The sequence below is a fragment of the Paenibacillus sp. Y660 genome, from assembly GCF_057221575.1.
In genome coordinates this window covers 1-25,311 of record NZ_JBXBBJ010000025.1, presented here as the reverse complement: position 1 = coordinate 25,311, position 25,311 = coordinate 1, and the positions used below count along the sequence as shown (strand labels likewise).

23 protein-coding genes are annotated in these 25,311 nt (G+C 47.1%); 4 read left to right on the top strand and 19 right to left on the bottom strand.

Annotated elements, in window-relative coordinates:
- Nucleotides 1–42 precede the first annotated feature (42 nt).
- Together AC2TDN_RS21530 and AC2TDN_RS21525 are read right to left on the bottom strand one after the other, a co-directional pair.
- A complete protein-coding gene (locus AC2TDN_RS21530) occupies nt 43–1,338 on the bottom strand; it encodes an aspartate aminotransferase type Ic (protein ID WP_482068725.1) in 1,296 nt (431 codons plus the stop codon).
- A gap of 554 nt (nt 1,339–1,892) precedes the next feature.
- Nucleotides 1,893–2,864 (bottom strand): DMT family transporter, encoded by a 972-nt coding sequence (locus AC2TDN_RS21525; RefSeq protein ID WP_482068726.1) that lies wholly within the window; start codon nt 2,862–2,864, stop codon nt 1,893–1,895.
- Nucleotides 2,865–2,979: 115 nt separating this feature from the next.
- On the opposite strand from AC2TDN_RS21525, the gene AC2TDN_RS21520 reads away from it, so the two are divergent.
- Nucleotides 2,980–4,332: an aminotransferase-like domain-containing protein gene (locus tag AC2TDN_RS21520; RefSeq protein ID WP_482068727.1), complete on the top strand. Its 1,353-nt coding sequence runs from the start codon at nt 2,980–2,982 to the stop codon at nt 4,330–4,332.
- Between the two features lie 3 nt (nt 4,333–4,335).
- On the opposite strand, the gene pruA is transcribed toward AC2TDN_RS21520, so the two are convergent.
- The 9 genes from pruA to AC2TDN_RS21475 all read right to left on the bottom strand — a co-directional run bounded on the left by pruA (nt 4,336) and on the right by AC2TDN_RS21475 (nt 13,782).
- Nucleotides 4,336–5,883 (bottom strand): L-glutamate gamma-semialdehyde dehydrogenase, encoded by a 1,548-nt coding sequence (gene pruA, locus AC2TDN_RS21515; protein WP_484690145.1) that lies wholly within the window; start codon nt 5,881–5,883, stop codon nt 4,336–4,338.
- A 42-nt stretch (nt 5,884–5,925) separates the two neighbouring features.
- Entirely contained in the window at nt 5,926–6,828 is a 903-nt protein-coding gene (rocF, locus tag AC2TDN_RS21510) for an arginase (protein ID WP_484690144.1), read from the bottom strand.
- A gap of 5 nt (nt 6,829–6,833) precedes the next feature.
- On the bottom strand, nt 6,834–8,045 hold the full coding sequence (locus AC2TDN_RS21505; RefSeq protein WP_482068730.1) for an ornithine--oxo-acid transaminase: 1,212 nt from the start codon (nt 8,043–8,045) through the stop codon (nt 6,834–6,836).
- Nucleotides 8,046–8,185: 140 nt separating this feature from the next.
- Complete coding sequence (locus AC2TDN_RS21500) at nt 8,186–9,037, bottom strand: DUF2167 domain-containing protein (RefSeq protein WP_484690143.1); 852 nt, start codon at nt 9,035–9,037, stop codon at nt 8,186–8,188.
- Nucleotides 9,038–9,216: 179 nt separating this feature from the next.
- Entirely contained in the window at nt 9,217–9,513 is a 297-nt protein-coding gene (locus AC2TDN_RS21495) for a DUF6509 family protein (protein ID WP_484690142.1), read from the bottom strand.
- 109 nt (nt 9,514–9,622) lie between these two features.
- Entirely contained in the window at nt 9,623–10,555 is a 933-nt protein-coding gene (locus AC2TDN_RS21490; RefSeq protein WP_169090945.1) for a manganese-dependent inorganic pyrophosphatase, read from the bottom strand.
- A 404-nt stretch (nt 10,556–10,959) separates the two neighbouring features.
- Entirely contained in the window at nt 10,960–11,850 is an 891-nt protein-coding gene (locus AC2TDN_RS21485; protein WP_484690141.1) for a sugar phosphate isomerase/epimerase family protein, read from the bottom strand.
- A 19-nt stretch (nt 11,851–11,869) separates the two neighbouring features.
- On the bottom strand, nt 11,870–12,727 hold the full coding sequence (locus AC2TDN_RS21480; RefSeq protein WP_484690140.1) for a sugar phosphate isomerase/epimerase family protein: 858 nt from the start codon (nt 12,725–12,727) through the stop codon (nt 11,870–11,872).
- On the bottom strand, nt 12,724–13,782 hold the full coding sequence (locus tag AC2TDN_RS21475) for a Gfo/Idh/MocA family protein (protein WP_484690139.1): 1,059 nt from the start codon (nt 13,780–13,782) through the stop codon (nt 12,724–12,726). The genes AC2TDN_RS21480 and AC2TDN_RS21475 overlap by 4 nt, the downstream gene beginning before the upstream one ends.
- Nucleotides 13,783–13,919: 137 nt before the next feature.
- On the opposite strand from AC2TDN_RS21475, the gene AC2TDN_RS21470 reads away from it, so the two are divergent.
- The gene (locus AC2TDN_RS21470) at nt 13,920–14,789 is read left to right on the top strand and encodes a helix-turn-helix domain-containing protein (RefSeq protein WP_482068736.1); all 870 of its coding nucleotides are present in this window, start codon (nt 13,920–13,922) and stop codon (nt 14,787–14,789) included.
- A 20-nt stretch (nt 14,790–14,809) separates the two neighbouring features.
- Here AC2TDN_RS21470 and rnhA read toward each other — a convergent pair whose 3' ends face one another.
- From rnhA to AC2TDN_RS21455, 3 genes are read right to left on the bottom strand one after another with little or no spacing between them, the layout of a single operon-like run.
- A complete protein-coding gene (gene rnhA / locus AC2TDN_RS21465) occupies nt 14,810–15,463 on the bottom strand; it encodes a ribonuclease H (protein WP_484690138.1) in 654 nt (217 codons plus the stop codon).
- A gap of 50 nt (nt 15,464–15,513) precedes the next feature.
- On the bottom strand, nt 15,514–16,776 hold the full coding sequence (locus AC2TDN_RS21460; protein ID WP_484690137.1) for a UTP--glucose-1-phosphate uridylyltransferase: 1,263 nt from the start codon (nt 16,774–16,776) through the stop codon (nt 15,514–15,516).
- A gap of 15 nt (nt 16,777–16,791) precedes the next feature.
- Nucleotides 16,792–17,688: a LysR family transcriptional regulator gene (locus tag AC2TDN_RS21455; protein ID WP_484690136.1), complete on the bottom strand. Its 897-nt coding sequence runs from the start codon at nt 17,686–17,688 to the stop codon at nt 16,792–16,794.
- A gap of 123 nt (nt 17,689–17,811) precedes the next feature.
- On the opposite strand from AC2TDN_RS21455, the gene AC2TDN_RS21450 reads away from it, so the two are divergent.
- On the top strand, nt 17,812–18,894 hold the full coding sequence (locus AC2TDN_RS21450) for a branched-chain amino acid aminotransferase (protein WP_482068740.1): 1,083 nt from the start codon (nt 17,812–17,814) through the stop codon (nt 18,892–18,894).
- A gap of 236 nt (nt 18,895–19,130) precedes the next feature.
- Here the strand turns inward: AC2TDN_RS21450 and tyrS are convergent, their stop codons facing one another.
- From tyrS to AC2TDN_RS21430, 4 genes are all read right to left on the bottom strand, one after another.
- Nucleotides 19,131–20,420 (bottom strand): tyrosine--tRNA ligase, encoded by a 1,290-nt coding sequence (gene tyrS, locus AC2TDN_RS21445; RefSeq protein ID WP_482068741.1) that lies wholly within the window; start codon nt 20,418–20,420, stop codon nt 19,131–19,133.
- 1,114 nt (nt 20,421–21,534) lie between these two features.
- Entirely contained in the window at nt 21,535–21,876 is a 342-nt protein-coding gene (locus AC2TDN_RS21440; protein WP_482068742.1) for a YnfA family protein, read from the bottom strand.
- Nucleotides 21,877–21,911: 35 nt separating this feature from the next.
- Nucleotides 21,912–22,394, bottom strand: coding sequence for an SRPBCC family protein (locus AC2TDN_RS21435; RefSeq protein ID WP_484690135.1), 483 nt, complete (start codon nt 22,392–22,394; stop codon nt 21,912–21,914).
- A gap of 18 nt (nt 22,395–22,412) precedes the next feature.
- The gene (locus tag AC2TDN_RS21430) at nt 22,413–22,721 is read right to left on the bottom strand and encodes an ArsR/SmtB family transcription factor (RefSeq protein WP_484690134.1); all 309 of its coding nucleotides are present in this window, start codon (nt 22,719–22,721) and stop codon (nt 22,413–22,415) included.
- Between the two features lie 156 nt (nt 22,722–22,877).
- Here AC2TDN_RS21430 and AC2TDN_RS21425 point away from each other — a divergent pair, with 156 nt between their 5' ends.
- On the top strand, nt 22,878–23,660 hold the full coding sequence (locus AC2TDN_RS21425) for a hypothetical protein (RefSeq protein WP_484690133.1): 783 nt from the start codon (nt 22,878–22,880) through the stop codon (nt 23,658–23,660).
- Nucleotides 23,661–24,611: 951 nt separating this feature from the next.
- On the opposite strand, the gene AC2TDN_RS21420 is transcribed toward AC2TDN_RS21425, so the two are convergent.
- Nucleotides 24,612–25,178 (bottom strand): hypothetical protein, encoded by a 567-nt coding sequence (locus AC2TDN_RS21420; RefSeq protein WP_484690132.1) that lies wholly within the window; start codon nt 25,176–25,178, stop codon nt 24,612–24,614.
- Between the last annotated feature and the right edge of the window lie 133 nt (nt 25,179–25,311).

Below are 25,311 nucleotides of genomic sequence, written 5' to 3'. Positions count from 1 at the left end.
TGCGCTAACGTCTCCGTTAGCGCAATATATGTTTTGAAGCAACTATCTTTCTGTTAGAATTTTATTAACACTTGCCAATTGGATACAAATACATAATACCTCGATTGATTTCTCTAGTTCTTTCAAAGATGGAAAGGTAGGGGCTATGCGTATATTACGGTCGCGCAGGTCTTTGCCGTAAGGAAAAGTCGCTCCGGCCGCAGTCAATGTAACACCGGCTTCGGCTGCCATTTTTACAACGATCTTGGCACAACTGTCCAATGTATTCAGACTAATGAAATATCCTCCATTTGGTTTTTTCCAGGTTGCAATATTCTTCCCGCCCAGCTCTGACTCTAATTTATTTAGGACCATCTCAAATTTGGGTTTAATAATAGCCGCATGTTTTTCCATATGACTTCGTAAATGATCCATATCCTTCAGAAATCGGACATGCCTTAGCTGGTTGATCTTATCGGGACCAATTGTCTGGACAGCAATCTGTTTCCTAATATATTTTATGTTTTCAACGCTTGCTGCCATAGCAGCAACACCGGCTCCAGGAAAAGTAACCTTGGAAGTAGAACAAAATATAAAAACACGGTCAGGATTTCCAGCCTCTTTACATGCACTTAGGATATTTTTCAAATGATCGGGTTTGTCAGTCAAATGATGCACAGCATAAGCATCATCCCAGAAAATTTTAAAATCTCTTGCCTTCGTTTTCATACTGGCAAGTCGGTCAACAGTCTCATCCGAATAAGTAATGCCATCAGGATTGCTGTATTTTGGAACGCACCATATTCCTTTAATCGTATCATCTTGACTAACAAGTTTTTCAACTGCTTCGATATCCGGACCATCATTAAGCATATCCACTGCGACCATCTCAATATTTAATAGTTCACATAAGGCAAAATGTCTGTCATAACCTGGACTTGGGCATAAGAATTTAACAGTGGAGTGTTTTCCCCATGGCAGTTCGCCGCCGTAAACACCGTGAAGCATCGCTCTGCTTAGAGTATCGTGCATCAGAGTAAGACTTGAGTTTCCTCCGATTATAATTTCATTTGAACTAACTTCAAGTATTTGTGAAAAAAGCTCTTTAGCTTCGGGTATCCCATCAATACCACCATAATTAAGACAATCCGATCCGTCCAACGCCTTTAAGCTGTCACTGGATGTGACTATATCAAGCATGCTTCTGGAAAGTTCAAGCTGTTCAGGACACGGTTTTCCTCTGGACATATCCATTTTCATTGTCTGATTCTTATACTCAGCATACCTTTCTTTAAGAGACACATCATGTTTGTTTAATTCTGCTATATTCATGTTCAAAAAATCAGTTCTATTCCCCATGTACCAGCTCTCCCGTCAGAGAAAATATTATTGATATTGATGGCGTTAATCAGCCCGTTAGCGCTTAACTACAGCTAATTATAACGAGGGCATTCATATAGATGAAATTAATATTTGTGATATCAGATATAAATGAAATTAATGGATGGATAGTTACTTCCGTTACTTCACTGCTGCCCGTTAAATGGTGTATCGTCAGTCTAAAACTTTAAATTCTCAGTCTACATCTTTATTTTCCTAGTCTACCACTTAATTCTTCAGTCTAACACTTTATTTTCTGTGGACACCTCTAACGGGAAAAGCTCCTTCTAATTCCTTCGTTTGGCGCGATCAATGAAACATAACTGGAAATTCTCATGCTTATCCAATACGTGATCATACCGTCCAAATGTTAGAAAAAGGTTGCTGATATGGCGTTATTTGATCTATTATCCGTTAAAAGGGTTCGGGTAACGAATACTGCTGCCACTCAGCCGGTTTCTATGGAGGTACTTAATCTCTCCGCTATGCCGCTTTATCTGGCGCTATTGTTTATCCGTTCCTCTATTACGTAGTTAGCGTTTCGCCGTTGGATCAAGCGCCTTGGGAGGAAGCGCCGCTTTCCTCCTTCCCCTTGTCCCCGCATTCGTGCCCAGTACCCCCGCGATGATAACAGCCGCGCCGATAAGGTGGTAGTACGCAAGCTGTTCATTTAAGAAGACAAAACCTCCAACAATCGAAACCAATGTAGCAAGATGATTGAACACGCTCACCTTCGATGCCTCCAGCTTCGATAAGGCGTAATTGCTGAGCAGGCTGGAAATGAGCGAGGAGAGCACACCCAAATAGAGAATCGAAAATAGAAATACAGCGCTTGCAAACGGCTCAAAGTAAAGGGACAGCGTCCCTTCTGCCACATGCTTGCCAACCGCCATTACATTAAAAACGAGAAAGCCGATCACCGTCATCACATAAGTCATGGCAATCACACTCATCCGCGTAGTAAGCTTCCTTGCAAGCACGCTATAGCCGGCTAATGCGAGGGCTGACAACAGAATGAGCAGCGTGCCTTTCATATTAGCAAAATCAATCGTCGTTCCTTTCATGACAAATATGAAGATGACGCCTGCTACGGAGAGAAGCGTCGAAAGCTTCTGCAGCCTCGTCGTCCGCTCCTTCAGGAAATAGGCTGCCGCAGCCATCGTAAAGATCGGCACTGTCGCGTGAATAATGCCCGCTTCCGCGGAGGTCGTGAATTGCAAGCCAAAGGCTTGAAAAGCAAAGAACATCGACGGATATAAAACGGCTAGCGGTAGAATAGCGAGTACATCCCGCGGTTTGATCTGCAGCTTTACCCACCCGAATAGAACAGGAATGGTTGCCGCGGTAAAGGAAACGGTAAAGCGGTGAGCGAGACTATCCAGCGGCGTTGCCACCGTTAAGGCTAATTTTCCGAAAAGAAAAGAAAGCCCTATAATGGTCGAATAAATTACGATCGCAGAGTATGCGAAGCGCTTTGTTTTGGCATCTAATTGTGCTGCTGTCATGACGTACCTCCTTGTGGCTGTTTATGTTAGCTATATCGTATCTCCCAGCCATGCATGCTACAATAAGGAAAACCGCTATCTGTACCGTTACAGATAACAGCAAGGAGCATGTCCGATGTACATGTATTTGAAGCTCATGAACGAGCTGGAGGAATTGATTCTGAAGCAGCCCTATAAGGATGGACAGAAGCTCCCCTCGATCCGCACGCTTTCGGAGCAGTATGGCTGCAGCAAGAGCACGATCATTAAAGCGCTGGATGAGCTGGAGAAGCGCCATCTTATATACGCGATGCCAAAGAGCGGCTATTACGTTGTCAAAGGGACGGATTCCGATCAAAGCGAAGCATCTCCTATTTTGAATTTTGCGGCTGCTGCTCCAGATCCGAATGTGTTCCCTTATTTGGATTTTCAGCATTGCATCAATAAAGCGATCGACACGTATCAGAAGGACTTATTCGTGTATGGCACTGCCAAAGGAATGGCCTCTCTGATCGATATCGTGCGCAAGCAATTAATGGGCTATCAGGTATTTACCGCGGAGCGGAACGTTTTTGTGGTGTCCGGCGTACAGCAGGCGCTGTCGCTGCTTGCCGCTATGCCCTTCCCAAATGGCAAGCAGAAGGTGCTGATCGAGCAGCCAGGCTATCATCTGTTTATCGAATATTTGGAGACGCGCCGCGTGCCTGTCATCGGCATCGAGCGTCGCTTTGCGGGCATTGATTTTGACAGGCTGGAGGAAATCTTCCGTACGGAGGACATTAAGTTTTTTTATACGATGCCGCGTTTCCATAATCCGTTGGGCTGCTCTTACACGAACAAAGAAAAGAAGCGCCTTGCGAAGCTGGCCGCCAAATACGATGTGTACATCGTTGAGGATGATTTCCTCGCCGACTTCGAGCGGGACAGCAAGGCCGATCCGATATTCGCCCATGACGATTCGTCGCATGTCATTTATTTGAAGAGCTATTCCAAAATTATTTTTCCCGGCCTGCGCATCGGCATCGCCGTTGTTCCCGATCTACTCTCTGAAGCGTTTCGGCTGTACAAGAAACATGACGACATCGACAGCTCCATGCTGTCGCAGGCCGCTCTTGAAATCTATTTGCGCAGCGGCATGTTCGATCGTCACCGCGCCAAAATCCGCAGCAGATACGCGGCTAGGGCAAAGCTGCTAGATGCTGCGCTTGCAAAAGAGGCTGCTCGCAGCGGCGGCGCTTTCACTTATGAACGCTCGAGGAATCCGATCATTCATACGCATATTTTGCTGGACAAAACGATTTCCGCTCCGCTGCTGATTGCAAAATTAAAGAAGGAATCGATCCTTCTGGACACTTTGGACCGGGATTATTTGGCGAATTTCGAGAGGGAAAATATCGTGAAGCTAAACGCAACCAACGTAAACGAGGATGATATTGAACGAGGAATAGAACGGATTGGCACCCTGCTTGCCCAATCCGCTCGCAAATAACGATCAGAATCTTTCCGATACAACCTTCGCCTGCGTGAAGAGCAGCAAGTAATCGCGCCCGCCTGCTTTCGAGTCCGTGCCTGACATATTAAAGCCGCCAAAGGGATGAACACCGACCAAAGCACCTGTACACTTTCGGTTAAAATAAAGATTGCCTACGTGGAACTGCTCGCGTGCCTGCTCCAGTCTGCTGCGGTTCCGCGAGATGACCGCGCCCGTTAACCCATATTCGGTGTTGTTCGCGATATCGAGCGCCGCGTCGAAGTTGGATGCCTTAATAAACGCGAGTACGGGGCCGAATATTTCCTCCTGCGCGATGCGGGCATAGGGGGCAACATCCTTAATGATCGTAGGCTCAATGAAATAGCCGCTGCTGTCGCCGATTCTTCCGCCATGCACGATAGCGCCTTCGCTGCGGCCAACCTCGATATATTTTAAAATGCTAAGGTATGCCCGCTCATCGATAACCGGACCTATATAGGTGATTTGCTCGTTTGCCTTTCCAAGCTTCAGCCGCTTCGTCCGCTCAACCACCTTCTCGATAACCTCGTCATAGACGAGCTCATGCACGACGGCTCGCGAGCAGGCCGAGCACTTTTGGCCGGCATAGCCGAAGGCGGATGCTGTAATCGCTTCGGCTGCCAGATCAAGATCCGCATCCTCATCGACGATGATCGTATCCTTGCCGCCCATCTCTGCAACCACGCGCTTAATCCATTTTTGATCCTGCTGGCTAAGCGAGGCTTTCTCATTAATGCGCAAGCCAACCTCGCGCGAGCCCGTAAAGCAAATAAACCGGGTTAACGGATGCTCCACCATAAAATCGCCCACCTCGCTTCCTGCCCCTGGCAAGAAGTTGACAACGCCGTCCGGCAAGCCAGCATCCTCCAGCAGTTCAACGAACTTGGCAGCGATGACTGCCGTCGCGCTGGCTGGCTTGAGTACGACCGTATTGCCGGCAACGACGGCGGCCATCGTCATGCCTGCCATGATCGCAAGCGGAAAGTTCCATGGCGGAATAATAATGCCGACTCCAAGCGGGATATATGTCAGCTCATTATCCTCGCCCGCTATCGCTACTATCGGCTGGCGCTCCGCGAGCCGCTCCATTTCCCTCCCGTAATACTCCAGAAAATCGATGGCCTCCGCCGTATCTCCGTCTGCTTCGGCCCAGCTTTTGCCCGCTTCGTATACGAGCCAAGCCGAGAACTCATGCTTGCGCCGCCGCAGCAGCGCCGCAGCTTTATAAAGCACCCTCGCCCTGGCAGGCGGCGTTACCTTCTTCCAGTCCTCGAAGGCCGCCGCTGCGGCAAGTATCGCTTTATGCGCAAGTCCAGTGTCCGCCTGCGATACGATGCCGATCAGCTGATTCACATCGGAGGGGTTGATCGATTTGCGCTTTTGTATCGTTTCGATGCGGTCCGGACCAATCTTCAGCGTATACTCCTGGCCAAGCTCCGACTCCACTTTACGCAGCGCTTCCTGAAAATCGTTAATATGATCGGTTACCGAGAAATCGGTAAATGGCTCGTTCTGAAATGGTTCCCGCATAGGCGTATCCCTCCTACCCATTCAAATGGACGCTCGGTATCCTTACAATATCTGCTCGCCAAGAAGCGAGCCAATCAGCTCTACGGCTAGCTTAGCCGTCTGGTCATGATGGTCAAGGCTTGGATTGACTTCAACGACTTCCGCCGATGTAACGAGATTCGACTGGTAAAGCAGTTCCAGCGCAAGATGCGCTTCACGGTAGCTTAACCCGCCGCGGACTGGCGTCCCCGTTCCCGGCGCCTCCAGCGGATCAAGACTGTCGATATCAAAGCTGACATGGACGCCATCGGTCGTCTGCTTGAGCTGCTGAATCACTTTCTCCATCACGCGCGCAATGCCGAGACGATCGATATCATGCATCGTATAGCAGGCGATGCCTAAGGAGCGAATGTACGCCTTCTCCCCGGAATCGAGCGATCTGGCCCCGACGATCGCTACGTGCTCTGGCTTTATTTTGGGAGAAATGCCTCTTAATCCGGTTAATATCGGAATACCTCTGCCAAGGCTGATGCCAAGCGACATCCCATGAATATTGCCCGACGGACTTGTATCCTCCGTGTTCAGATCCGAATGGGCATCGAACCAAATGACGCCAAGATCCTCGTAATGCTCGGCAAGGCCCGCAATCGTCCCAATCGAAATGCTATGATCGCCGCCGAGAACTAACGGGAAAGCTCCCTCTGCCACAATTTCAGCTACGCGCTCCGATAGCTGGCTGCAGGCTTCATGCACCTCCGACAAATGCTTTGCATTCGCTGACTGAAGAGGCGGAAGCTTCGCCGGGACGCTGATCTCTCCTGCCAACCGATAGGGAATATTCAGCTCCGTCAGCTTGCGGCTTAGCCCTGCAGCATGCAAAATATGCGCCGGACCAAGCTCAGCACCTGGCGTGCCAGCCCCTTTTCCGAAAGGTACCGCAACAATGGCAACCTGTTGAATGCTCATAGCCGTCACTCTCCTGCCAAGTTGCTATTCGTGAAGACAGCTTGAATTTTCTCAAACGCCCATTCGATCTCGTCTTCCGTTATAATGAGCGGCGGCGCTAGCCGGATCACATAGTCATGCGTTTCCTTGCACAGCAGCCCCAGCTCCATCAACCGCTCGCAATAAGCTCTAGCAGGCGTATTCAGCTCGATCGCAATAAATAAGCCGCGGCCCCTCACTTCTTTTATATCCGGATGCTGGAGCTGGGCGAGCTTCAATAAGAAATACTGCCCGAGCACAAGCGAGCGATCAGCCAGCAGCTCATCCTCGGTCACATCAAGCGCAGCGATTGCAACGGCGCAGCTGAGCGGATTGCCGCCAAACGTAGAGCCGTGCGACCCTGGCTCAAACACATCCATAATGCTGCTGCTTGCTGCAATGGCCGATACCGGCAATACGCCCCCGCCAAGCGCTTTGCCCATAACGTAGATATCGGGAACAACATCCTCCCAGTCGCAAGCGAACTTGCGTCCGGTGCGGCCGAAGCCGGTTTGAATCTCATCTGCGACGAGCAGCACCTGATGCTCCGCGCACAGCTTAGCCGCAGCGGCAAGAAATCCTCTTGGCGGAATGCGTATGCCCGCTTCGCCTTGAATCGGCTCGATCAGCACCGCGGCGGTATGGGGGTGAATCGCAGCCTTTAAAGCTTCCAGATCCCCATATGGAATAACACGAAACCCTGGCGTGAACGGGCCAAAGCCCTGCCGGTAGCTCTCTGTCGAGGAGAAGGAGGTGACCGTCAGCGTCCGTCCGTGAAAATTGCCTTCAAAAACGATAATTTCCGCTTGCTCGGCCGGTATATGCTTGACGCTGTAAGCCCAGCGCCGCACTGCCTTTATCGCCGTCTCGACCGCCTCCGCCCCCGTATTCATGGGTAGAATCCGCTCTTTGCCGGTATAGGCTGCAAGCTTCTCGCAGAACGTGCCCAGCACCTCGTTGTGAAATGCGCGTGACGTAATCGTGACCTTATCCGCTTGCTCCTTTAACGCTTCAATAATGCGAGGATGACGATGCCCTTGATTTAAAGCCGAATAAGCGCTCAGCATATCCATGTAACGCGAACCTTCTGAATCCTGCACCCATACGCCCTCTGCGCTGCTAATCACTATCGGCAGGGGATGATAATTATGGGCGCCGAATTGCTCAGCCAGCTCGATGTCTTTACTAGCCCTGTTCATCACCTGCTCCTTTCTGCATCCACCTGCAAAAAATAGCTGTTTTTAAATTTTATGCGGTTAAGGGGTGACAAATAACAAAAGGAATGGATGTTAGGTAGAAAGTAACATTTTCTCTTGTGTGGATAAGGCTTGTTCTATGCCTACATTCTTTCTTGCTTCGCTTGCCTGCGTCGTTTAATCCACGACCATATTCCGGCTGGAATGGCAATTAACACAAACCAAAACTTTTTAAGCAGGAGCGCTGCAGCCACTAACAAGCCTGCTTTCTTCGCAACAATCAAACCCGCTCCTCCTAGAATAAGACCCGATAAGCCGAATTCGGATACTTTATCCGTTGACGCATCAAAATCGGAATAGCGATGTCCTGCGTTAACTGAATAATTTGGTAAAATAATAGCATTCAACATTTCGATATCCTTATCCAATCTTTCAATGTCCGTAACTAGCAATGTCGAGATGTATCCTTTGCGAGTCAGTGTCCGAACATTGTAATTGATAATGGAATTTCCTTGGCTGTCATTAGCCTCAAGAGCCCAAATAAGTGTATGATTCGCTTCATTGTAGAAAGGCTCAGTATGCCAGCCCTTCACATATAGACGGTCTTCTTCCGCTCGATCTTTATTTGCTTCCTCCGATCCTTTCTTATAGCTTTTGAGAAGCTTGCCCGCATCAATTTCATTCTTTTCCTTATCCGAAATATTTCCAACCTCTTCGTATTCAAACAAGACAAACCAATTTTGACTTTCATCTACCGGAAATACGCTGCCTATCTCAGTATCATACGATTGATTGCCTATGTACTCCTGAATTATTTTTGTATCCTCTTTGTCCAAAAAAAACAGCGATTCGTCCAGCTTAAGCGAAGACATTCCGCCTATCTCTACCGTACCGCCTCCCTTTACCCAACTCACCTCGGGGCCTCCCTCGGTTGCATAAGCTGTAGAGGTTAACAGCAGCATAGCCATTAACAAGCCAAACATCATTCTGATCATTCTCATACTAATCCCCTTATCATTCTTAATTTCCCTTGAAATACTTCATTTTGTCGAAAAATGTATATTTTCAAGTTATACCAGAAAATATTATCATAAAAAAGAAGAAAAAGGGGATTTTAATTGAAAAAAATGTATAAAAAAAGGACACTTTATCTGTGTCCCTCTCTTTCGTACTGTTATTCTGACTTTTGAAAGTGCTCTTTGCAAACTTCAAGCACGAACGTTTTTTCTTCCTCTTCGAGCTCAAAATCGATATATGTACTAGTGGAGGTCGTCAAAAACTCATATTTTACAATCCGAGCTGATTCATCATCCTCAATGACATAAATGACGCGAAGCGTTACACCTTCCTCGTGGTAAAGCTCATCATCGTCGGCAACGTCAAGATCGAGTATGAATTCATATCTCTTTCCTGTCAAAATGCCAAACGGGTCCTTCATTAATTCGGCGCTGTATTCGGTAACTGCAAACATGTCATCCGCTCCTTCTCTATCTATTATAGCAAAATAAAAGCAGCCTGAAACTTGTTGGACAAGCTCCAGACTGCTATTTGTAAATGAACGGCTGCAGCCGCCCAATTTCCTACAGGTTGCTCAGCGTTTCTGTAAGAACAGGAACGATTTGCGATTTGCGGGAAACAACGCCCTTGAGTACCGCTTTGTTGTCGGACAATGTTACGTTGTAAGCTTTCTCAACAGCATGAGCTTGAGCGCCTAGTGCAAGTGCAACGGAATCGTTGTTCAAAATATCGGTAACGACTAGCACGAACAGGTCAAGTCCTTTAGTTGCGATGATGTCATTCAATGCCGCTTCCAGCTCAGCTTGGCGGGAAATAACATCATTTGTGTCAACCGCGTTTACCTGTGCGATTTCTACTTTATAGCTGCCCATTGCGAACTCTTTCGCGTCAAGGGAGATCAGCTGTGCAATTGTTTTGTCGCTTAGATCCGCGCCTGCTTTAAGCATGTCCAGACCGTAGCTTTCTGCGTCAACGCCAGCGATTGCGGCAAGCTCGCGAGCTGCTGCTACGTCTTGCTCTGTGCAAGTTGGCGATTTGAACAGCAAGGAATCGGAAATGATGGCAGACAGCATAAGGCCGGCAATTTCTTTACGAATTTCAACGCCATTCTCTTTGTACAATTTATTCAAAATCGTCGCTGTGCAGCCCACTGGCTCAGCGCGGAAATATAACGGGTGGCTTGTCTCGAAATTAGCGATACGGTGGTGATCGATAACTTCCAAAACGCGTACTCTATCGATATCGTTAGCGCTTTGTTGACGCTCGTTGTGGTCGACCAAGATAACCGTGTCAGTCTCGTCAGCAACGTTCTCGATAAGACGAGGAGCTGCAATGCCGAAATAATCAAGCGCGTATTGCGTTTCGCCGTTAACGTCTCCAAGGCGAATAGCCTCAACGTCAGCACCTAGCTTTGTTTTCAGCTCAGCATAAGCAATAGCTGATGTAATCGTGTCGGTATCCGGGTTTTTATGCCCGAAAATAAGCGTTTTAGTCATTTCGAGTACTCCTTAAATGTTATTTTTCGGCAGGGTTCCAGCAGTCGCTATAGGCCCAATGCCTTTTTTCATAATTATACACCAACCGTAAACGGCTGTCGCCTTTGGCAAACACCAGATGCTCGTTTTATGTTGGAAACCTACTTAAAACCATTATAGCTTTAAGTTCTCTTTATTCCTATACCTTTACACTGAATTAAATCATAAAATTTGTGAATAACGAATCGGCAATACGATAAAGCGCTTCCTGCCAGCAAAATAAGACTAGAGAAGCGGCAAAAAAAGCTCTCTTGGCATTCGCCTAGAGAGCTTTTTCAACTTAACGGGAGGTAATCCATCTCATGCAGGCATTTTACCGGTTATCCCTTTATTAGCGGAAGCTATTCCAGTTAATGCAGCCGCCGCTAACCTTTGAAAGCTTTCAAAAACTGTACCGCATTGCTAATATCAGCCTCTGGGCTAGTTCCAACCTCACGCTCAATTGTCAAATAACCGTTATAGCCGATTTCTTGAAGCGCGCGCAGATAGGCAGCCCAGTCCACGCCGCCTTCTCCAAGCGGTACTTCGCGGAATGCCGAGCCGGATTCGGCCATGACCGCAATTTTCTCATGGTCAAGCGTAACCTCGTAGCCGTAATCGCCATAGACGTCGCGCGGGTCGATATGACCGAGCTTAACGCCATCCTTCGCATGGGTATGGACGATATAATCCTTCAGCGTATGTACGCCTAGAACCGGATCATCGCCCGTAACCATAACCATGTTGGCTGGGTCAAAGTTAACCGCTACCCCTTTGGTGCCGAGGCCGTCCAGAAAGGACTTCAGATGAGCCGACGTTTCGGGACCTGTCTCGATGGCAAAATATGCATTCACATCGTTGGCGAAACGGGCCAGCTCTTCACAGGCGTTATGCATCGTCTCGTATACGCGGCTGTTCTTGTCGCTCGGCACGATACCGATATGAGTCGTAATGATATTCGTTCCAAGCTCCAAGCCCAGCTCCATAATTCGCTTGGACTTATCGATCTTCGCGCGGTTTTGCTCCGGGTCCTGAAAGCCGTGGCCGCCCAGATCGCCAACTAAGGCGGAAACATCGAGGCCAAGCCCTTCAATGTAGGACTTCCATTCTTTTCTCGCAGCTGCAGTAAGACCAGCAGGGTCAAGCTCGCCGTGAACAGCATACATTTGCACGCCATCGGCGCCGACCTGCTTCGCCTTGAGCAGGCCTTCCTTTACGCCAACCTGAAAGCTATCCACGATAACGCCGATTTTATTCGTAATAATAGGCAATGTCATATCAGGCACGCTCCTCTTGTTATAGTTCGTTCCATACACGCTTTACGAATTCAAAGCCGAGTCTCGTTCCAAGGCGGCAATCTTCCAGCCCTTCAAACTCGATGGAAACATAATCATCATAACCGCTTTCCTTCACTGCGCGCAGCACTTGCGGCATCGCGATGTCGCCATGGCCGACGATTGCGCCGCGCAGCCAATTGCCGCTCGTTGATTTAAACCAGCCTTCGCCAGGATTTTCGGCAGCTGGACGATAGTAGAAATCTTTCACATGAACCATGGAAGCGAGGCCAATATTATTTGCGACCGCAGCAACAGGATTCTCATCTACGCATAGGAAGTTGCCTACATCCAGCGTCGTTTTGAAGTTCAAACGGTCTACCGCATCAACTAGCGCCTGCACGCGGTCGCTATGCTGAATATAATAGCCGTGATTTTCTACGCTTGTCGTTATGCCGTGCGGCGCTGCATAGTCCGCGATGATTTGGCAAGCTTTCGCCAGCTTTGGCAGCTCGAGCAGAAAGTTAGAGATCGATAGATCCTTTGACGAAGCTACGTCATGGCGCATCTTCTTGACGCCTAGTGCTGCCGCGATATCTACCTCTTGCTTCAACCGGGCAATCTCCTGCTCGAACTGCTCATCGTTTAGGGCCGAGAAGTTGGCGCCTACCGCATAATTGGACAGCTCGATTCCGCTTTCCTTCGCTTGCTTCTTGATGGCTTCAATAAGCGCCGGAGTTTCGGTAAGGTTAAAGCCGAGCGGTACGATTTCCGCATGTTCAGCGCCGATAGATGCTATATAGATGATAACATCCTGTATCGTCATTTCACCTGTTCTCAGCGCTTGATATAAGCTGTATGTGCTAATCCCTAATTTCATAGACGAACTTCCGCTCCTTTGGCGGCCGATTCATAAATGCCGACCAATATTTTCATAATCTCCACGCCGTCCTCAACCGGACTGATCGGCTGTGATCCGCTTGAAACGCAATCGATAAAGTGATTGATCTCATTTTGGAATGCGCCGATAAAATCAAAGCCTTTGTTGTCCGTCTGCGGATAAATATTCAATATCGTGTCGTTTTGCTCCGTGACAATGACGGTTTCCGGATCGATCTCAAAGCCGCCTTTTTCCCCGTAAAGCTTCACAGCCGTTTCATTCGATTTTGCATGCAGCGTGAAGCTGACATCTACGAGCAGCGATGCGCCGTTCTCGAAACGAATGAGAGCGTTTGCCATATCTTCAACAGTATTTTTTTCTGCATCGTAATCCGCCGCTTGATAAAAGCTTAAATTTTTCACATTCGAGCGGTTGCCAAGCTTGTGGTACGTATTGGCGCTAACGGAAACCGGCTTAGGGCGTCCCATCATATACCAGCACAGATCGATGACATGAACGCCGATATCGATCAGCGGCCCGCCGCCGGAGCGCTCGATGTCGGAGAACCATCCGCCCGGGTTGCCGAGACGTCTAAGCGTCGATGCTTTGGCAAAATAAATCTCGCCGAATTCGCCTCTGTCCGCCATGGCGCGCAGCAGCTGCGCATTCGTATCATAGCGGCGAACGAAGCCGACTTGAAGCAGCTTGCCCGATTTGTTTACAGCGTCCTGAACAAGAAGCGCATCCTCAACGGAACGGCATAGCGGCTTCTCGACAAGCACATGCTTGCCCGCATTTAGCGCGGCAATGCTGATCTCGGCATGCGTGTTGTTCCATGTACAGATGCTTACTGCTTCGATAACGGGATCAGCGAGCAGCTCGCGATAATCCGTATAGATCTTCTCTGCTCCGTATTTCTCCGCCGCTGCCTGTGCGCGCTCTTCGTTCAAATCGCATACCGCGTAAATGTTCGCATTTGGGTTATTCTTATATGAATCTAAATGAGATGATGAGATAGAGCCGTTTCCAATAACCGCAATTTGTACCGGTTTCATTGCTAATCTCTCCTTTGTCATAGTAAGGTTTTGCACGTCTACACTTTCGTATTATAATGGTTTCAATACTTAACACCATGCAAAGCTGTGCGGTTTGTTTGTACAATTGTGCTATCCAGATAAGGAGGTTGATGAAGGTGGAAAAATTCGAAACGCTGCGCGAGCCCATGGACATGCCAGACCCTCATTTTCCAATCAAGCTGCACCGTATTACCTTTAATGAGCAGGGCGTCGTCATCTTCCCCCATCACTTTCACGAACATCTTGAATTCCTATATATCGTCACCGGCCAAGCCTCGATCGAATGCGGATCTACGACCACAATAGCCTCCGCCGGCGATCTTGTTGTCGTCAACAGCAACGAGCTGCACTACGGCATCAGTCTCTCTTCCCATTTGTACTACTATGCGCTCATTGCGGACATTTCGCTGCTGCACAGCCAATCGGTAGACGCCGCCGAAACCAAGTTCATCACCCCGATAACGCAAAACAGGCTGCTGCTGCAAAACCATGTCACAGGCAACAGCAACGTATCCTCCTGCATGCTTGCGATCATCAAAGAGCTGGAGGAACGCGAGTTCGGTTTCGAGCTTGCGATTAAGTCGGAGCTTTACCGGCTGCTTACGCTGCTGCTTCGCGGTCATGTCGCTACTGTGCTTACCCAGGACGAATATGCAGAACGGATGAAAAATATCGAGCGCTTTGCGCCCGTCTTCCAGCATATCGAGAAGCGCTATCAAGATGAGCTGTCTGTCGATACGCTCGCGAATATGGCAAGCCTGAGCCGTTTCCACTTCAGCCGTTTGTTCAAGGAACTCAGCGGTCATACGGTGACCGAGTACATTACGATGACTCGACTCGGCAAAGCCGATTATTTGCTGCGCCACAGTCCGCTCACCGTATCGGAGGTTGCGGCCGCTACAGGCTTCAACGACATCTACTACTTTAGCCGGACGTTCAAGAAACACAAAAAAGTTTCCCCGTCATCGCTCCGAGGAAACCAGTAGTTGTGCTTTTCCATGCCGTTTTATTTTCTTCCGAAGTCGGCTTTAATTTCTCCCCATTCCTCGGTGTTCCATTTCATCACTTTATTGGAATAGGTATTGGTTTGAAGCCACCTCACCGCCTCGTCCGTAAGCTCCCAGATTTTCGCGGTGGAAGCATCCCGTTTCAAAGTCGAGGCAACCTTCTTATTGCGAAGCCAGCTGAGCGCCGTCCGGGAATCGCTGTAGACCGTTCTCCCGCTGCCCTTCTCCTTCAAGTACGAAAGGGCATGGACGATCGCAATAAACTCGCCCAAGTTATTTGTTCCGTTAGCGATTGGCCCGACATAAAACAGAATTTCGCCGGTCTGCGTATCTACGCCTTTGTATTCAACGGGGCCGGGATTGCCTCTAGTGCCCACGTCAACGGATATGCTGTCATAGTCGATAGAGGCTTCATCGCCAAACAGTACCGGCTGCTTGACGCTTGTACCTGTCTTGGCGGCGGCAGTGCCGCTCCCTTGCCCCCAATGCTTGCGCCAGCCGTCCTTGAAAGCTGCTTCAGCAAGCGGCTTGCTCTCGAAGGCTTTATACTTCGCATCCTTCACACCGCTAACCTGTGCTTGGCATTCTGGCCAAGTTGCGAATACACCGGTTTTTTTGCCTACCCAAACGACATAATATTTGCCCTTAGCCATTCTTCCAAATTACCACCTTTGTCATCAATGAAATAAGAACCTATTTTAGGCTATTCGCCAGCACTTTGCCAAATACGCCTATGCTGTGCGAGTACGAGATTGCGCGCGCTTTGCGGACTGTCCTCTCCAGCTTTATTTTTCACAGGAGCAAACTCATCTTCTCGCCTTGCCTTGAGTACGGTCAATTGATCCGCATACGGAAAAAAATCAAAAATAAATCGTTCCAGCTTATACGCGTTTGGTTCAACAGGCATGACTTTATTTCCTGCGTTGCTTAAGTAATCCAACTTTTTGGAGGCGATATGAAAGGGGATATCGGCATCGGCATGCTCTTCAATGAAATCCAGCTTGAATAAATGAATCGAGATATGCCCCAGACTATAAAACAAATGCCCATCCATCGTCCTTGCTTCGCTAATTTCTGCCGGAATCTCGTTATACTCCAATACAGCCGGACGTCCATTATTCATGCAAACGATGCCAATCTTCTCTTTAGCATCCGACTTCTCGATCACCTTCGTGGCAATCGGATGGTTATGCGAGGCAGCTACGCCGATAAAAGCGGGGTCAGCCACCTTAATAAGCGCGTTATCTACGTTGTAATAAAATAGCCAGCTTAAACCCCTTTGCTTCATGTCGGCTATTGCGCCAGACCGCTTTAAGGAAGCGAAGCATTCCCCATGCCCGCTTGGCACTTCCTTAATGGCGCCATCGTCCGTTAATAGCAGCTTGCCTTCAAAATCAAGAGCAGGCAGCGTATTTTGCTGGAAGAAAAAGCAGTCCAAAGCCGAATAGCCAAAGTAATGATGTTTTTGAAAAAAAGATACCGTTGCATCATGGTTGTCCGGGCTAGTCATGATATACCAAGGGATAGGCTTGCCGGCTCTTCTAGATAGAATGAGCAGCCTTTCTGCTTGAAGCTGAAATAAGGATTTCCCGGATGGCAGGCCGATATCAAATGTCCCCTTGGGTCCATCGTGGCCTAATCTGCTGCCTTGGCCCCCCGCGACGACGATAGCGCCGATTTCCCCTTTGCGCAGCAGCTCCCACCCGAGCTCCGTAAAAGCATGCTGTTCTCCCGCATCATAGCAGTCCCAATCCTCAAACGGGATTGGCTTTACATTTGCTATGCTGGATTGGTTGGACTCATGATGCTCGTCCAGCGCTTTGAACAGCCGCTCGAAATCGATAAGCTCTATTTGTGCGGCCAGCTTTTGTTTTGACGTCTCGGGTAAGTTCCTGAGAACCTTAAGGACATGCTCTTGCTTATAGGCGCGAAGCTTGGCTTCTGCCCGTCGAATGTTGGATTCCATTTGCTGCCTCCTTCCTCACATTTCCGAGCGAAAGCTCTCAATAAACAGCTGTGCACGCTTAGGCAAATAATGATCTCTCAGCCATAGGATGCCGACATCGGATTGGAAATCCGCATCCTCGATATGGAGCATTTTGATGACAGTGCTTGGAAAGGAAGACATGACTGACTTCGGAAAAACCGTTGCGCCGATCCCTCCTGCAATTAGCGACATAATAATCGCAACGCTGGAGCATTCGCATATAATATTAGGCAGAAAACCATGCCTTTTGCATTCATTTACGACCTGCTCATGCATCCGGGTCGTCTTGTCCGTCTTCAATGTGAGGAATGGAAACTGAGCTAGATCCTTCATGCATAACGATTCCTTGCTCGAATAGGCTGTCCATGAGCTGGGAATGACAGCAACAAACGGATCGGATGGCAGCGTCAAAATGGTATATTGCTGTGGATGCTTTTGCGCCTCAAACGGCAGCCTCGCAACAACCAAATCGATGGCCCGCTTCTCAAGCTGCTCGCCTAAGTAGAAGTGGTCTCCCTCCGATATTTTAAACGTGACCTGGGGGTACCTGTCTCTAAACAGCTCAATTCGCTTAGGCAATAAGGAAATGCAGGATACAACCGATCCGATCGACAGGACGCCGCGAATGCCCTCCTCCATTCCCTTTACTTCCCTGAGGGATTCATCGAATTGAAGAAGCAGAGATTCGGCTTTCTGCTTAAGCAGCTCTCCCGAGTCTGTAAGGATAAGTCCCTTGCCATTGCGCTCAAATAGCTTAACGCCAAGCTCCTCTTCCATCAGCTTCAATTGTCTGCTGAGGGGCGGCTGCTCCATATTCAACAGTTTAGCTGCGCGCGTAACCTGTCCTTCTTGTGCTATAGTTAAAAAGTACTTCAGCTGACGCATGTCCATTACGTTGCGTTCACTCCGTTCATCCATACCTTTAAAGTATGGACATTCAATAAAATAGATATTTTAAATATAGCGTATGAAGTGTTAGCATTCAATTAATGATCAAAAAGGGAGATGGGCCAATTGCTTCAATCATTGGAAATCGAATTGACCAAAAATAAGAAACAACAACCAGCGGCGGATCAGCTCGGATTCGGCAACCATTTTACGGATCATATGTTTATTATGGATTATTCGACGGACAACGGCTGGCATAAGCCGCGTATCCTTCCTTACCAACCGATCGTATTAGACCCGGCAGCAAAAGTATTTCATTATGGACAAACGATCTTTGAAGGCTTGAAAGCGTACAAAACCGACGACGGCCGCGTGCTGCTGTTCAGACCTCAAAAAAACATACAAAGAATGAACCGCTCCAACGAGCGTCTCAGCGTTCCCGAGCTTGATGTTGATACCGCGATTGAAGCTTTGAAGCAGCTTATCGCTGTTGATAAGGACTGGATTCCGAATGCGCCAAGCACGTCGCTGTACATTCGTCCGTTCATCATCGCAACGCAAGCCCAGCTTGGTGTGGCACCGTCTACGCATTATAAATTCATCATCATCATGTCGCCGGTAGGCGCTTATTATACCGAAGGCGTGAACCCGGTAAAAATCTTCGTAGAGTCGGAATACGTCCGTTCCGTTAAGGGCGGCGTCGGCGAGGCGAAGACTGCAGGCAATTATGCGGCTGGTCTGAAAGCGCAGGAGCTGGCTACGTTAAAAGGCTATTCCCAGGTACTATGGCTCGATGGCGTACACCGCAAATATATCGAGGAAGTCGGCAGCATGAACGTCTTCTTCAAAATGAACGGCGTCGTGTACACCCCAGCGCTAACTGGCAGCATTTTAGACGGAATTACGCGCAATTCGATTATTCAAATGCTCCGCCATTGGGATATCGAGGTTGTCGAGCGTCAGATTACGATTCAAGAGCTATATGAGGCTGGTCGGAGCGGCGCGCTGGAAGAAGCTTTCGGAACAGGAACAGCGGCCGTTATTTCTCCAATCGGCGAATTGAATTGGCAGGACGACGTTCTGGTCATCAATGAAGGCCAAACAGGCGAGCTATCGAAGAAGCTCTATGACACGCTAACCGGCATTCAAATGGGCAAGCTGGCTGATCCATTCAGCTGGATGGTCGAAGCGACTGCCGTTAATGTCTAACCTATTAATAGAAGGCTGCCGATTATCATGATCGGCAGCCTTGTTTGCTTTTACAGAGTAAGCGATTCGTCGGGCTCGGGCAGGTGTAAACCGAAGGATCTCAACTAACTGGAATTTCTCCAGAGTAAACCTTCTAATTAGAATTACTTCTAATCCCGCTACCTCCAACTTAACTCTAGTTAACTCCAGAAATTCCAGCTCGTCCGAGCACCAACGCCGCTCACCAACGTTCTTTACTATTCGAACCGAATGAGGAAGTAGTTTTTCTTCCCGCGGCGCAAGACGACAAATTTGTCATACAGTCTTTGCTCTTTGCCGACAACGCCCTCAGCATCCGTTTGCTTCGCTCCATTAATCGAAATCGAGCCGCTCGTAATGTCCTGCTTCGCTTGGCGGCGGGATGGCGCTGCTCCTGATTCAATCAGCAAATCCATCAGCCCAATCTCTTCCCTATTCGTAAGCACCGTTGTAGGCATGTCCTGCAGCGCTTCGATAAGCTCCGCTTCGCTCAGTTGGTTGACATCACCCGAGAAGAAAGCCTGCGTAATTTTCTCTGCGCTTACTAGCGCCTCTTCGCCGTGAACAAGACGGGTAATTTCGCGTGCCAGCTCACGCTGCGCAGCACGTTTCTCCGGAGCATTCTGCAGCTCATTCTCAAGTGCCTCGATCTCGGCGCGGGACAGGAACGTGAAATATTTCAAAAACTTTATCGTATCGCTGTCTTCCGTGTTGATCCAAAATTGATAGAACTGGTACGCAGATGTCTTCGAGCGGTCGAGCCAGATCGCGCCGGATTCGGATTTGCCGAATTTTTTGCCGTCGCTCTTTGTAACGAGAGGCATCGTCATTCCATAAGCGTCTCCGCCGCCCATTTTGCCAATTAGATCAAGACCTGCTGTAATGTTGCCCCATTGGTCGCTGCCCCCAATTTGCAAGGAGCAGTTATGATCCTGATGCAGCTTGTGGAAGTCGTAGGCTTGCAAAATCATATAGCTGAACTCCGTGAAGGAAATACCCGATGACAAGCGTGAATCGACGGAGTCCTTCGCAAGCATATAGTTGACGGTAAAGTTTTTGCCTACATCCCGCAGAAACGTAATAACATCAAGCGGCGCGATCCAGTCGTAATTGCTTACGAGCTTAGCCGAATTTTCCTCCGCTTCAAAATCAAGAAAACGAGACAGCTGACGCTTTAAGCTATCCGTCCATTGCGATACTGTCTCCGACGTGTTAAGTGAACGTTCTGTCGAGCGGCCGCTCGGGTCTCCGATCAAGCCCGTTCCTCCGCCGACCAGCGCGAGCGGGATATGTCCCGCCTGTTGGAAGCGTCGCAAGCATAGAATCGGAAGCAGGCTCCCGATATGGAGGCTGTCCGCAGTCGGATCGAATCCGCAGTAGAGCACAACGCGCTCGCTGGTGAGCTTCTTATGTAATTCCTCGCGGTTGGTAAATTGCTGTACCAGCCCTCGGTACTCCAAATCTGCCAAAAGATCATCATGATTGATTGCTATTGCTTCATTCGTCATTTCATTCTCTCCTCCGTTGTTTCTTATATTTTACGTCTAAATCAGCATTTTTAAAAGAAGCGTGTGAACCTGCGTTTATATTTCACTTTATTTGACGCCGAGGAGCGTACAAATGACGTTAGGCTGCTGGCTGTTTCGCAGGTGAATCCAACAGCAGCAGCCTGAAGCGAAAGCTTCATTTTGCAGCCTTTAAGCGTCTGCGGTTTATTTTCCAAACGACGACATTGCACAGGACCAAGCTCATGCCGACTACGATGTCGGTAAAAACCACTAAAATGAAGTTAAACGGATACCCGCCCATTTTCGAAATATAATAGATCGTAAAAAACCATATGCATAGCGCGCTCAACGTAAAAATAAAGCTCCTCCTATAGAATAGCGCATACCCTTGGATCAGACAGGACGAAGAAAGTTTACTTCTTTCTAATGAATCTCAACACATGAATTTGTAGTGAGAGGACTGTATTTCCGTTATATTTGCATTTTGACCATTTAGGCGTAATAGGCGGACAGGAGATCCGTTAAATCCATTTAAACGATGTTAAAATTGGTTTTTTTGAGTGAATAACGGAACCTGAGTCCGCGAACGCCACAATAATCGCTGAATTAGAAAAATAAAGGATTCTCTGTCCGTTAAATCGCTGAATATCTCATTTACACCGCTTGCCCACATGCTTGATTAGTTAAAATCGAAGATTTTGGGAGAGCAAATCACTTTGCAGCGTTTCTTTCGCTTGCACATCATTTACTCGAATAGGCTGCGATAGCTCAAAATAGAAATCGTGTGCACATAGGTCTGCTGAAGACGCCCGCTTGATTATCCTCATTAATGATTTTGTATAAAAAATGATCCGCATCCGCTTTTATCTCATTCCTCATCGTAAAACCTCCATTGTAGGGTTAGTACAGCGGTCCTTCTTCTCGTCACGTCTACAAAACAAAAAAAATTTCACCCCCAAGACTTAAAGTCTTGGGGGCGAAATTTTCGCGGTACCACCCCAGATTCGTCGATATGTCGCCATATCAACCTCTTCAAGTACGGCACCAATGGATGCTTATACTCTAGCTCTATAACAGGAGCTCCCGTCACAGCATCCCCTTGCTTGCACATTTCTTAATGCCGAGGCGCCCAAAGAATGACCGAAACCCCAATTAAGCAAATGCCAGCGCCAATCCAATCGTACAAATCCGGCGTTTTCTTATCAACGAGCCATCCCCATAGAACAGCAAGCGCGATAAACACTCCTCCGTATGCCGCGTACACTCTTCCGAACGATTGAAAGGATTGAAACGCAGCAATAACGCCATATAGCGCTAACGCTGCTCCTCCAACGATTCCCCAGTATAGCGGCTTTCCTTCACGGAGCCAGAGCCAAACTAAATAACCTCCGCCGATTTCCGCTAATCCAGCCAGTACAAATATAAAAATCGCACCTATTATTTTTCTCACATCCAAATAACGCAAGCTGCTTGTTGATTCAACGATTCAAGCTACGCTTGAGGCAAATTTTCAAAGGCTTGTACATATTTATCGTATTTGATTTTCCAAATGTCTTTGCGCGATTCAATTGTTCTGCCGTCCAGCAGTGCCTCGATCACATCCAGACATACATCCCAGCCCGCAATATCTCTTGGCGTATGGGCAGTAATCTTATTGACTGTCTCGATCAAAACCAAGCGGCAGCCTTCCGGCTCCGGATACAATTCAAACCGGACTTGATCCTCACCCCATGTATACGCCAAAACGGACTGCTGCTTAAGCTCGATAATTACCATCTCTTCGAAAGTACCGTCCTGCATATTGAACTTAATGATTCCGCCTTCTCGAAGGTCATCGACCCTAAGCTCAGAGAACCATTTTGCCAGCTTCTCGTTATCCGTCAGCATAGCCCAGACCTTCTCCACAGGGTGCTTCAGATGGCGTTCGAAACGTACCGTATGTCCATTTTCAATTTGCGTGATGACTGCTAACATGTTTGTTCCTCCTTACCGTTATTCTTCATCCAGCATCCGCTCGAGATCATCCAGCTTATTGGACCAGAACAGCCGATAAGGCTCAAGCCAATCGCTAATCTCCTCTAAGGGCTTCGCGTTCAAGCGATACAAATGCTTCTGTGCATCTTTCCGCACCGCTACAAGGCCCGCTTCCCGCAAAATCCGCAGATGCTTCGATACACCAGGCTGACTCAGTGTCGATATCGCTACAAGTTCTCCGACAGATCTCTCCCCCGCACGCAAATAATCGAGAATCGATCTTCGATTGGGCTCTGCCAATATTTCAAAAAGTTTATCATTTTTCATATCGCTATATTACCACATGGTTATATTCCCGTAAAGAAATGTAGTTAAGCGCGATTTGCATTAGCTTCACCTCTTAAGTCTTCCTCTTTCGCAAGGGAGTTATAGTATAATATAGAAAAAAATATATATTTCAATTGTACTGCGGGGGAAATAAAAATGAGAACGGCAAAAGAAGCTCAACAAAGCCGTAATTCCTGTTTGCTGCATGCTTTTCTGATTCTGTCCGTTCCAGCCGTTATTTTTATTTTGTTCATTGCTTACATTGTAGGAATCGTCTTTGGCAACCCGTTTGCGAAATCGCCCACCGTAACGGAAAACATCTTAATTACGGAAAGCTATTTGACTGGCCTTTATGAGAAGGATAGAAGTAGGCTGGAAGGAATACATGAGGAAGGAGAATCGCTAAAAGAGATTACCATTGCTGCTGGGGAGCTCGAGAAGCTGGTACCGTTACGTACATACCAAATTACTTATAAAGTGAAAAACAATCGAAAAACCTTTGTTGAGGCAAAGCCGATTAATGAAAATTATTTCTCCGCAGATTTTAAGCTTTATGAAGCAGAAGCGGTTAAATCGGCATCCGGGGAATACAGCATCAAGCGAGGAAGAGAAGCACTCAATGGTACGGATAGACAAGCCTATCACTGGAATGGGATGGAATTAGAGCTGGACAGATCTTATTTAAAGGAAAAGTACGGATACAAGGATAAACAAGGCTTTGTATTAGAAATCGAAAGCAGGGAAAAATATTTCTTTCACTACGTGTTTCGAATTGGTTATAATGTTGATCCTGTTTTCTTAACCTTTTACTCTGAAGAACAGATTCTTGAAGAGTACGCAGACTCTAATTACGTTGTTGTCTACAGCACCCATCAGGGAATGAGGCTAGTCACGGCAAATAAGCAGTTTATTTACCATTTAGAAAATGGTCTGGACTAGCTGTTTTATTCCTGTTTATACTTTCTCTCAAATAAAGTCCACATCATAATAGAAACGATTATACCGATTATGACAGTGACGCATACCATAGTAATAATCTCCATGTATGCAAGGCTTCTACCCAAAAAAATAATTAAAAATACACAAATACAAATGAACTCCAGTATCCAACGAAGAGCATATCGCACTCTTCCTTTAGCTCTCGTTTTATACCATCTTTCCCGCGCTTTTTTTTCATACTCTTGCATAGGCTCTCTCCTTTTAAACATCTGTTTTTCCTTTAAGTATTACAATAGATACATCCTCACTCGTCATACCTTGTTTTAGTAAAATATTTCATGATTCTTCTCCCACTTAAGCCGTTCCTTTACCTAAATTTTCTGCAAATTATACCATAAATGCAAACAAAAAGAGTGAAGCAATCGATCCCTTTACTTGTGCTATAATGGTGTAGTTATTGTAAATTAACACCTACTTTTTCAAAAGCGAGGAATAAGCGATGATGATCAAATTCGGTAAATGCCCGGTGCAGTTATATACATGCTGATAACAGAATGTATCGGGCTTAATATGTAATTGTTATCAGTTAACTGCACCTAACTTCTTTATTAACCATTCCTGATTAAACCCATAGTCCACAGCAGTCCCTTCTCTCCTTGAAGTGGATACACGCTATGCCCAAAATCACAGAAAGAATCAATATAGCAATTATGTCGATTTGTTCAATGCTTCTACGATTAAATAAAATTATGACGCCTTGAATAAATAGAAAATAAATCAATAAATAAAGCGACCATTGAAGCGCATAGATTACCCTTCCTCTAGCCCTGATCTTGTCCCATCTTCCATGCTCGCGTTTATCTAATTCTTTCATAGGCACTCCTTTTGGAAAAATCTGTCGTTCACTTCACGGTTCAAGTTAAGCTTTTTAACTTTAGATTGACTGAAATATTAATTAAATAGATTCAATATGAGACCCATTAAAAAAATAGCTATGCAATAGGCAAACACAATAAGCAGTGCTTTCCACTTCTTTATCTCCGTTGTATTGAAATAAAACGTTACATTTTCACGGTACATATAGTATAAAATTAATCCATTCCATAAAATTCTTGATCCATTTTTGATGTAATACTTATTCAGGCTTCGCCCTGAAATATCAAACTGATCTGAAATTGCCTTCATAGTAAATAATGAATTAACATTTGAAGTAATTTCATATGCAAAGTAAAATATGGCTAGCCACCAGCCCCATTTTTTCCCTTGCCACATACCAATCCCACTAATAATACCAATAGCCCCTGAGAAACCAAGTGCTACTTGAAAGTATGCATTAGATATCCCTGATATCCCGATGAAGGAGGATAGTTCATCCGTTCTAGAAAACATTAATAACTGTGCTATTAATACCAAAGCACCGTTAATAATCATTAAGATAGCAAGTATGCTCACTCCAATCGGTCGATCATAATTGCCTTCCATAATCTCTTCATTTGTTGCTCTAGATAAGTCGGACACCCTAATATTTCCTCCCACTATAAAGTAATGTTTTCTCCTGTTTTCTCACTCATTCTTAGATTTACAACTTTGACACCTTAGAGGTGAGGGAGAAATGTTGGTATAAATCATATTTTTCTGCAAAAACCGCTGG

Excerpts from the sequence above, each read along its gene's own strand:
- AC2TDN_RS21530 (WP_482068725.1), bottom strand. The coding sequence starts at position 1,338 with ATGGGGAATAGAACTGATTTTTTGAACATGAATATAGCAGAATTAAAC.
- AC2TDN_RS21525 (WP_482068726.1), bottom strand. The coding sequence starts at position 2,864 with ATGACAGCAGCACAATTAGATGCCAAAACAAAGCGCTTCGCATACTCT.
- AC2TDN_RS21520 (WP_482068727.1), top strand. The coding sequence starts at position 2,980 with ATGTACATGTATTTGAAGCTCATGAACGAGCTGGAGGAATTGATTCTG.
- pruA (WP_484690145.1), bottom strand. The coding sequence starts at position 5,883 with ATGCGGGAACCATTTCAGAACGAGCCATTTACCGATTTCTCGGTAACC.
- rocF (WP_484690144.1), bottom strand. The coding sequence starts at position 6,828 with ATGAGCATTCAACAGGTTGCCATTGTTGCGGTACCTTTCGGAAAAGGG.
- AC2TDN_RS21505 (WP_482068730.1), bottom strand. The coding sequence starts at position 8,045 with ATGAACAGGGCTAGTAAAGACATCGAGCTGGCTGAGCAATTCGGCGCC.
- AC2TDN_RS21500 (WP_484690143.1), bottom strand. The coding sequence starts at position 9,037 with ATGATCAGAATGATGTTTGGCTTGTTAATGGCTATGCTGCTGTTAACC.
- AC2TDN_RS21495 (WP_484690142.1), bottom strand. The coding sequence starts at position 9,513 with ATGTTTGCAGTTACCGAATACAGCGCCGAATTAATGAAGGACCCGTTT.
- AC2TDN_RS21490 (WP_169090945.1), bottom strand. The coding sequence starts at position 10,555 with ATGACTAAAACGCTTATTTTCGGGCATAAAAACCCGGATACCGACACG.
- AC2TDN_RS21485 (WP_484690141.1), bottom strand. The coding sequence starts at position 11,850 with ATGACATTGCCTATTATTACGAATAAAATCGGCGTTATCGTGGATAGC.
- AC2TDN_RS21480 (WP_484690140.1), bottom strand. The coding sequence starts at position 12,727 with ATGAAATTAGGGATTAGCACATACAGCTTATATCAAGCGCTGAGAACA.
- AC2TDN_RS21475 (WP_484690139.1), bottom strand. The coding sequence starts at position 13,782 with ATGAAACCGGTACAAATTGCGGTTATTGGAAACGGCTCTATCTCATCA.
- rnhA (WP_484690138.1), bottom strand. The coding sequence starts at position 15,463 with ATGGCTAAGGGCAAATATTATGTCGTTTGGGTAGGCAAAAAAACCGGT.
- AC2TDN_RS21460 (WP_484690137.1), bottom strand. The coding sequence starts at position 16,776 with ATGGAATCCAACATTCGACGGGCAGAAGCCAAGCTTCGCGCCTATAAG.
- AC2TDN_RS21455 (WP_484690136.1), bottom strand. The coding sequence starts at position 17,688 with ATGGACATGCGTCAGCTGAAGTACTTTTTAACTATAGCACAAGAAGGA.
- tyrS (WP_482068741.1), bottom strand. The coding sequence starts at position 20,420 with ATGACGAATGAAGCAATAGCAATCAATCATGATGATCTTTTGGCAGAT.
- AC2TDN_RS21435 (WP_484690135.1), bottom strand. The coding sequence starts at position 22,394 with ATGTTAGCAGTCATCACGCAAATTGAAAATGGACATACGGTACGTTTC.
- AC2TDN_RS21430 (WP_484690134.1), bottom strand. The coding sequence starts at position 22,721 with ATGAAAAATGATAAACTTTTTGAAATATTGGCAGAGCCCAATCGAAGA.
- AC2TDN_RS21425 (WP_484690133.1), top strand. The coding sequence starts at position 22,878 with ATGAGAACGGCAAAAGAAGCTCAACAAAGCCGTAATTCCTGTTTGCTG.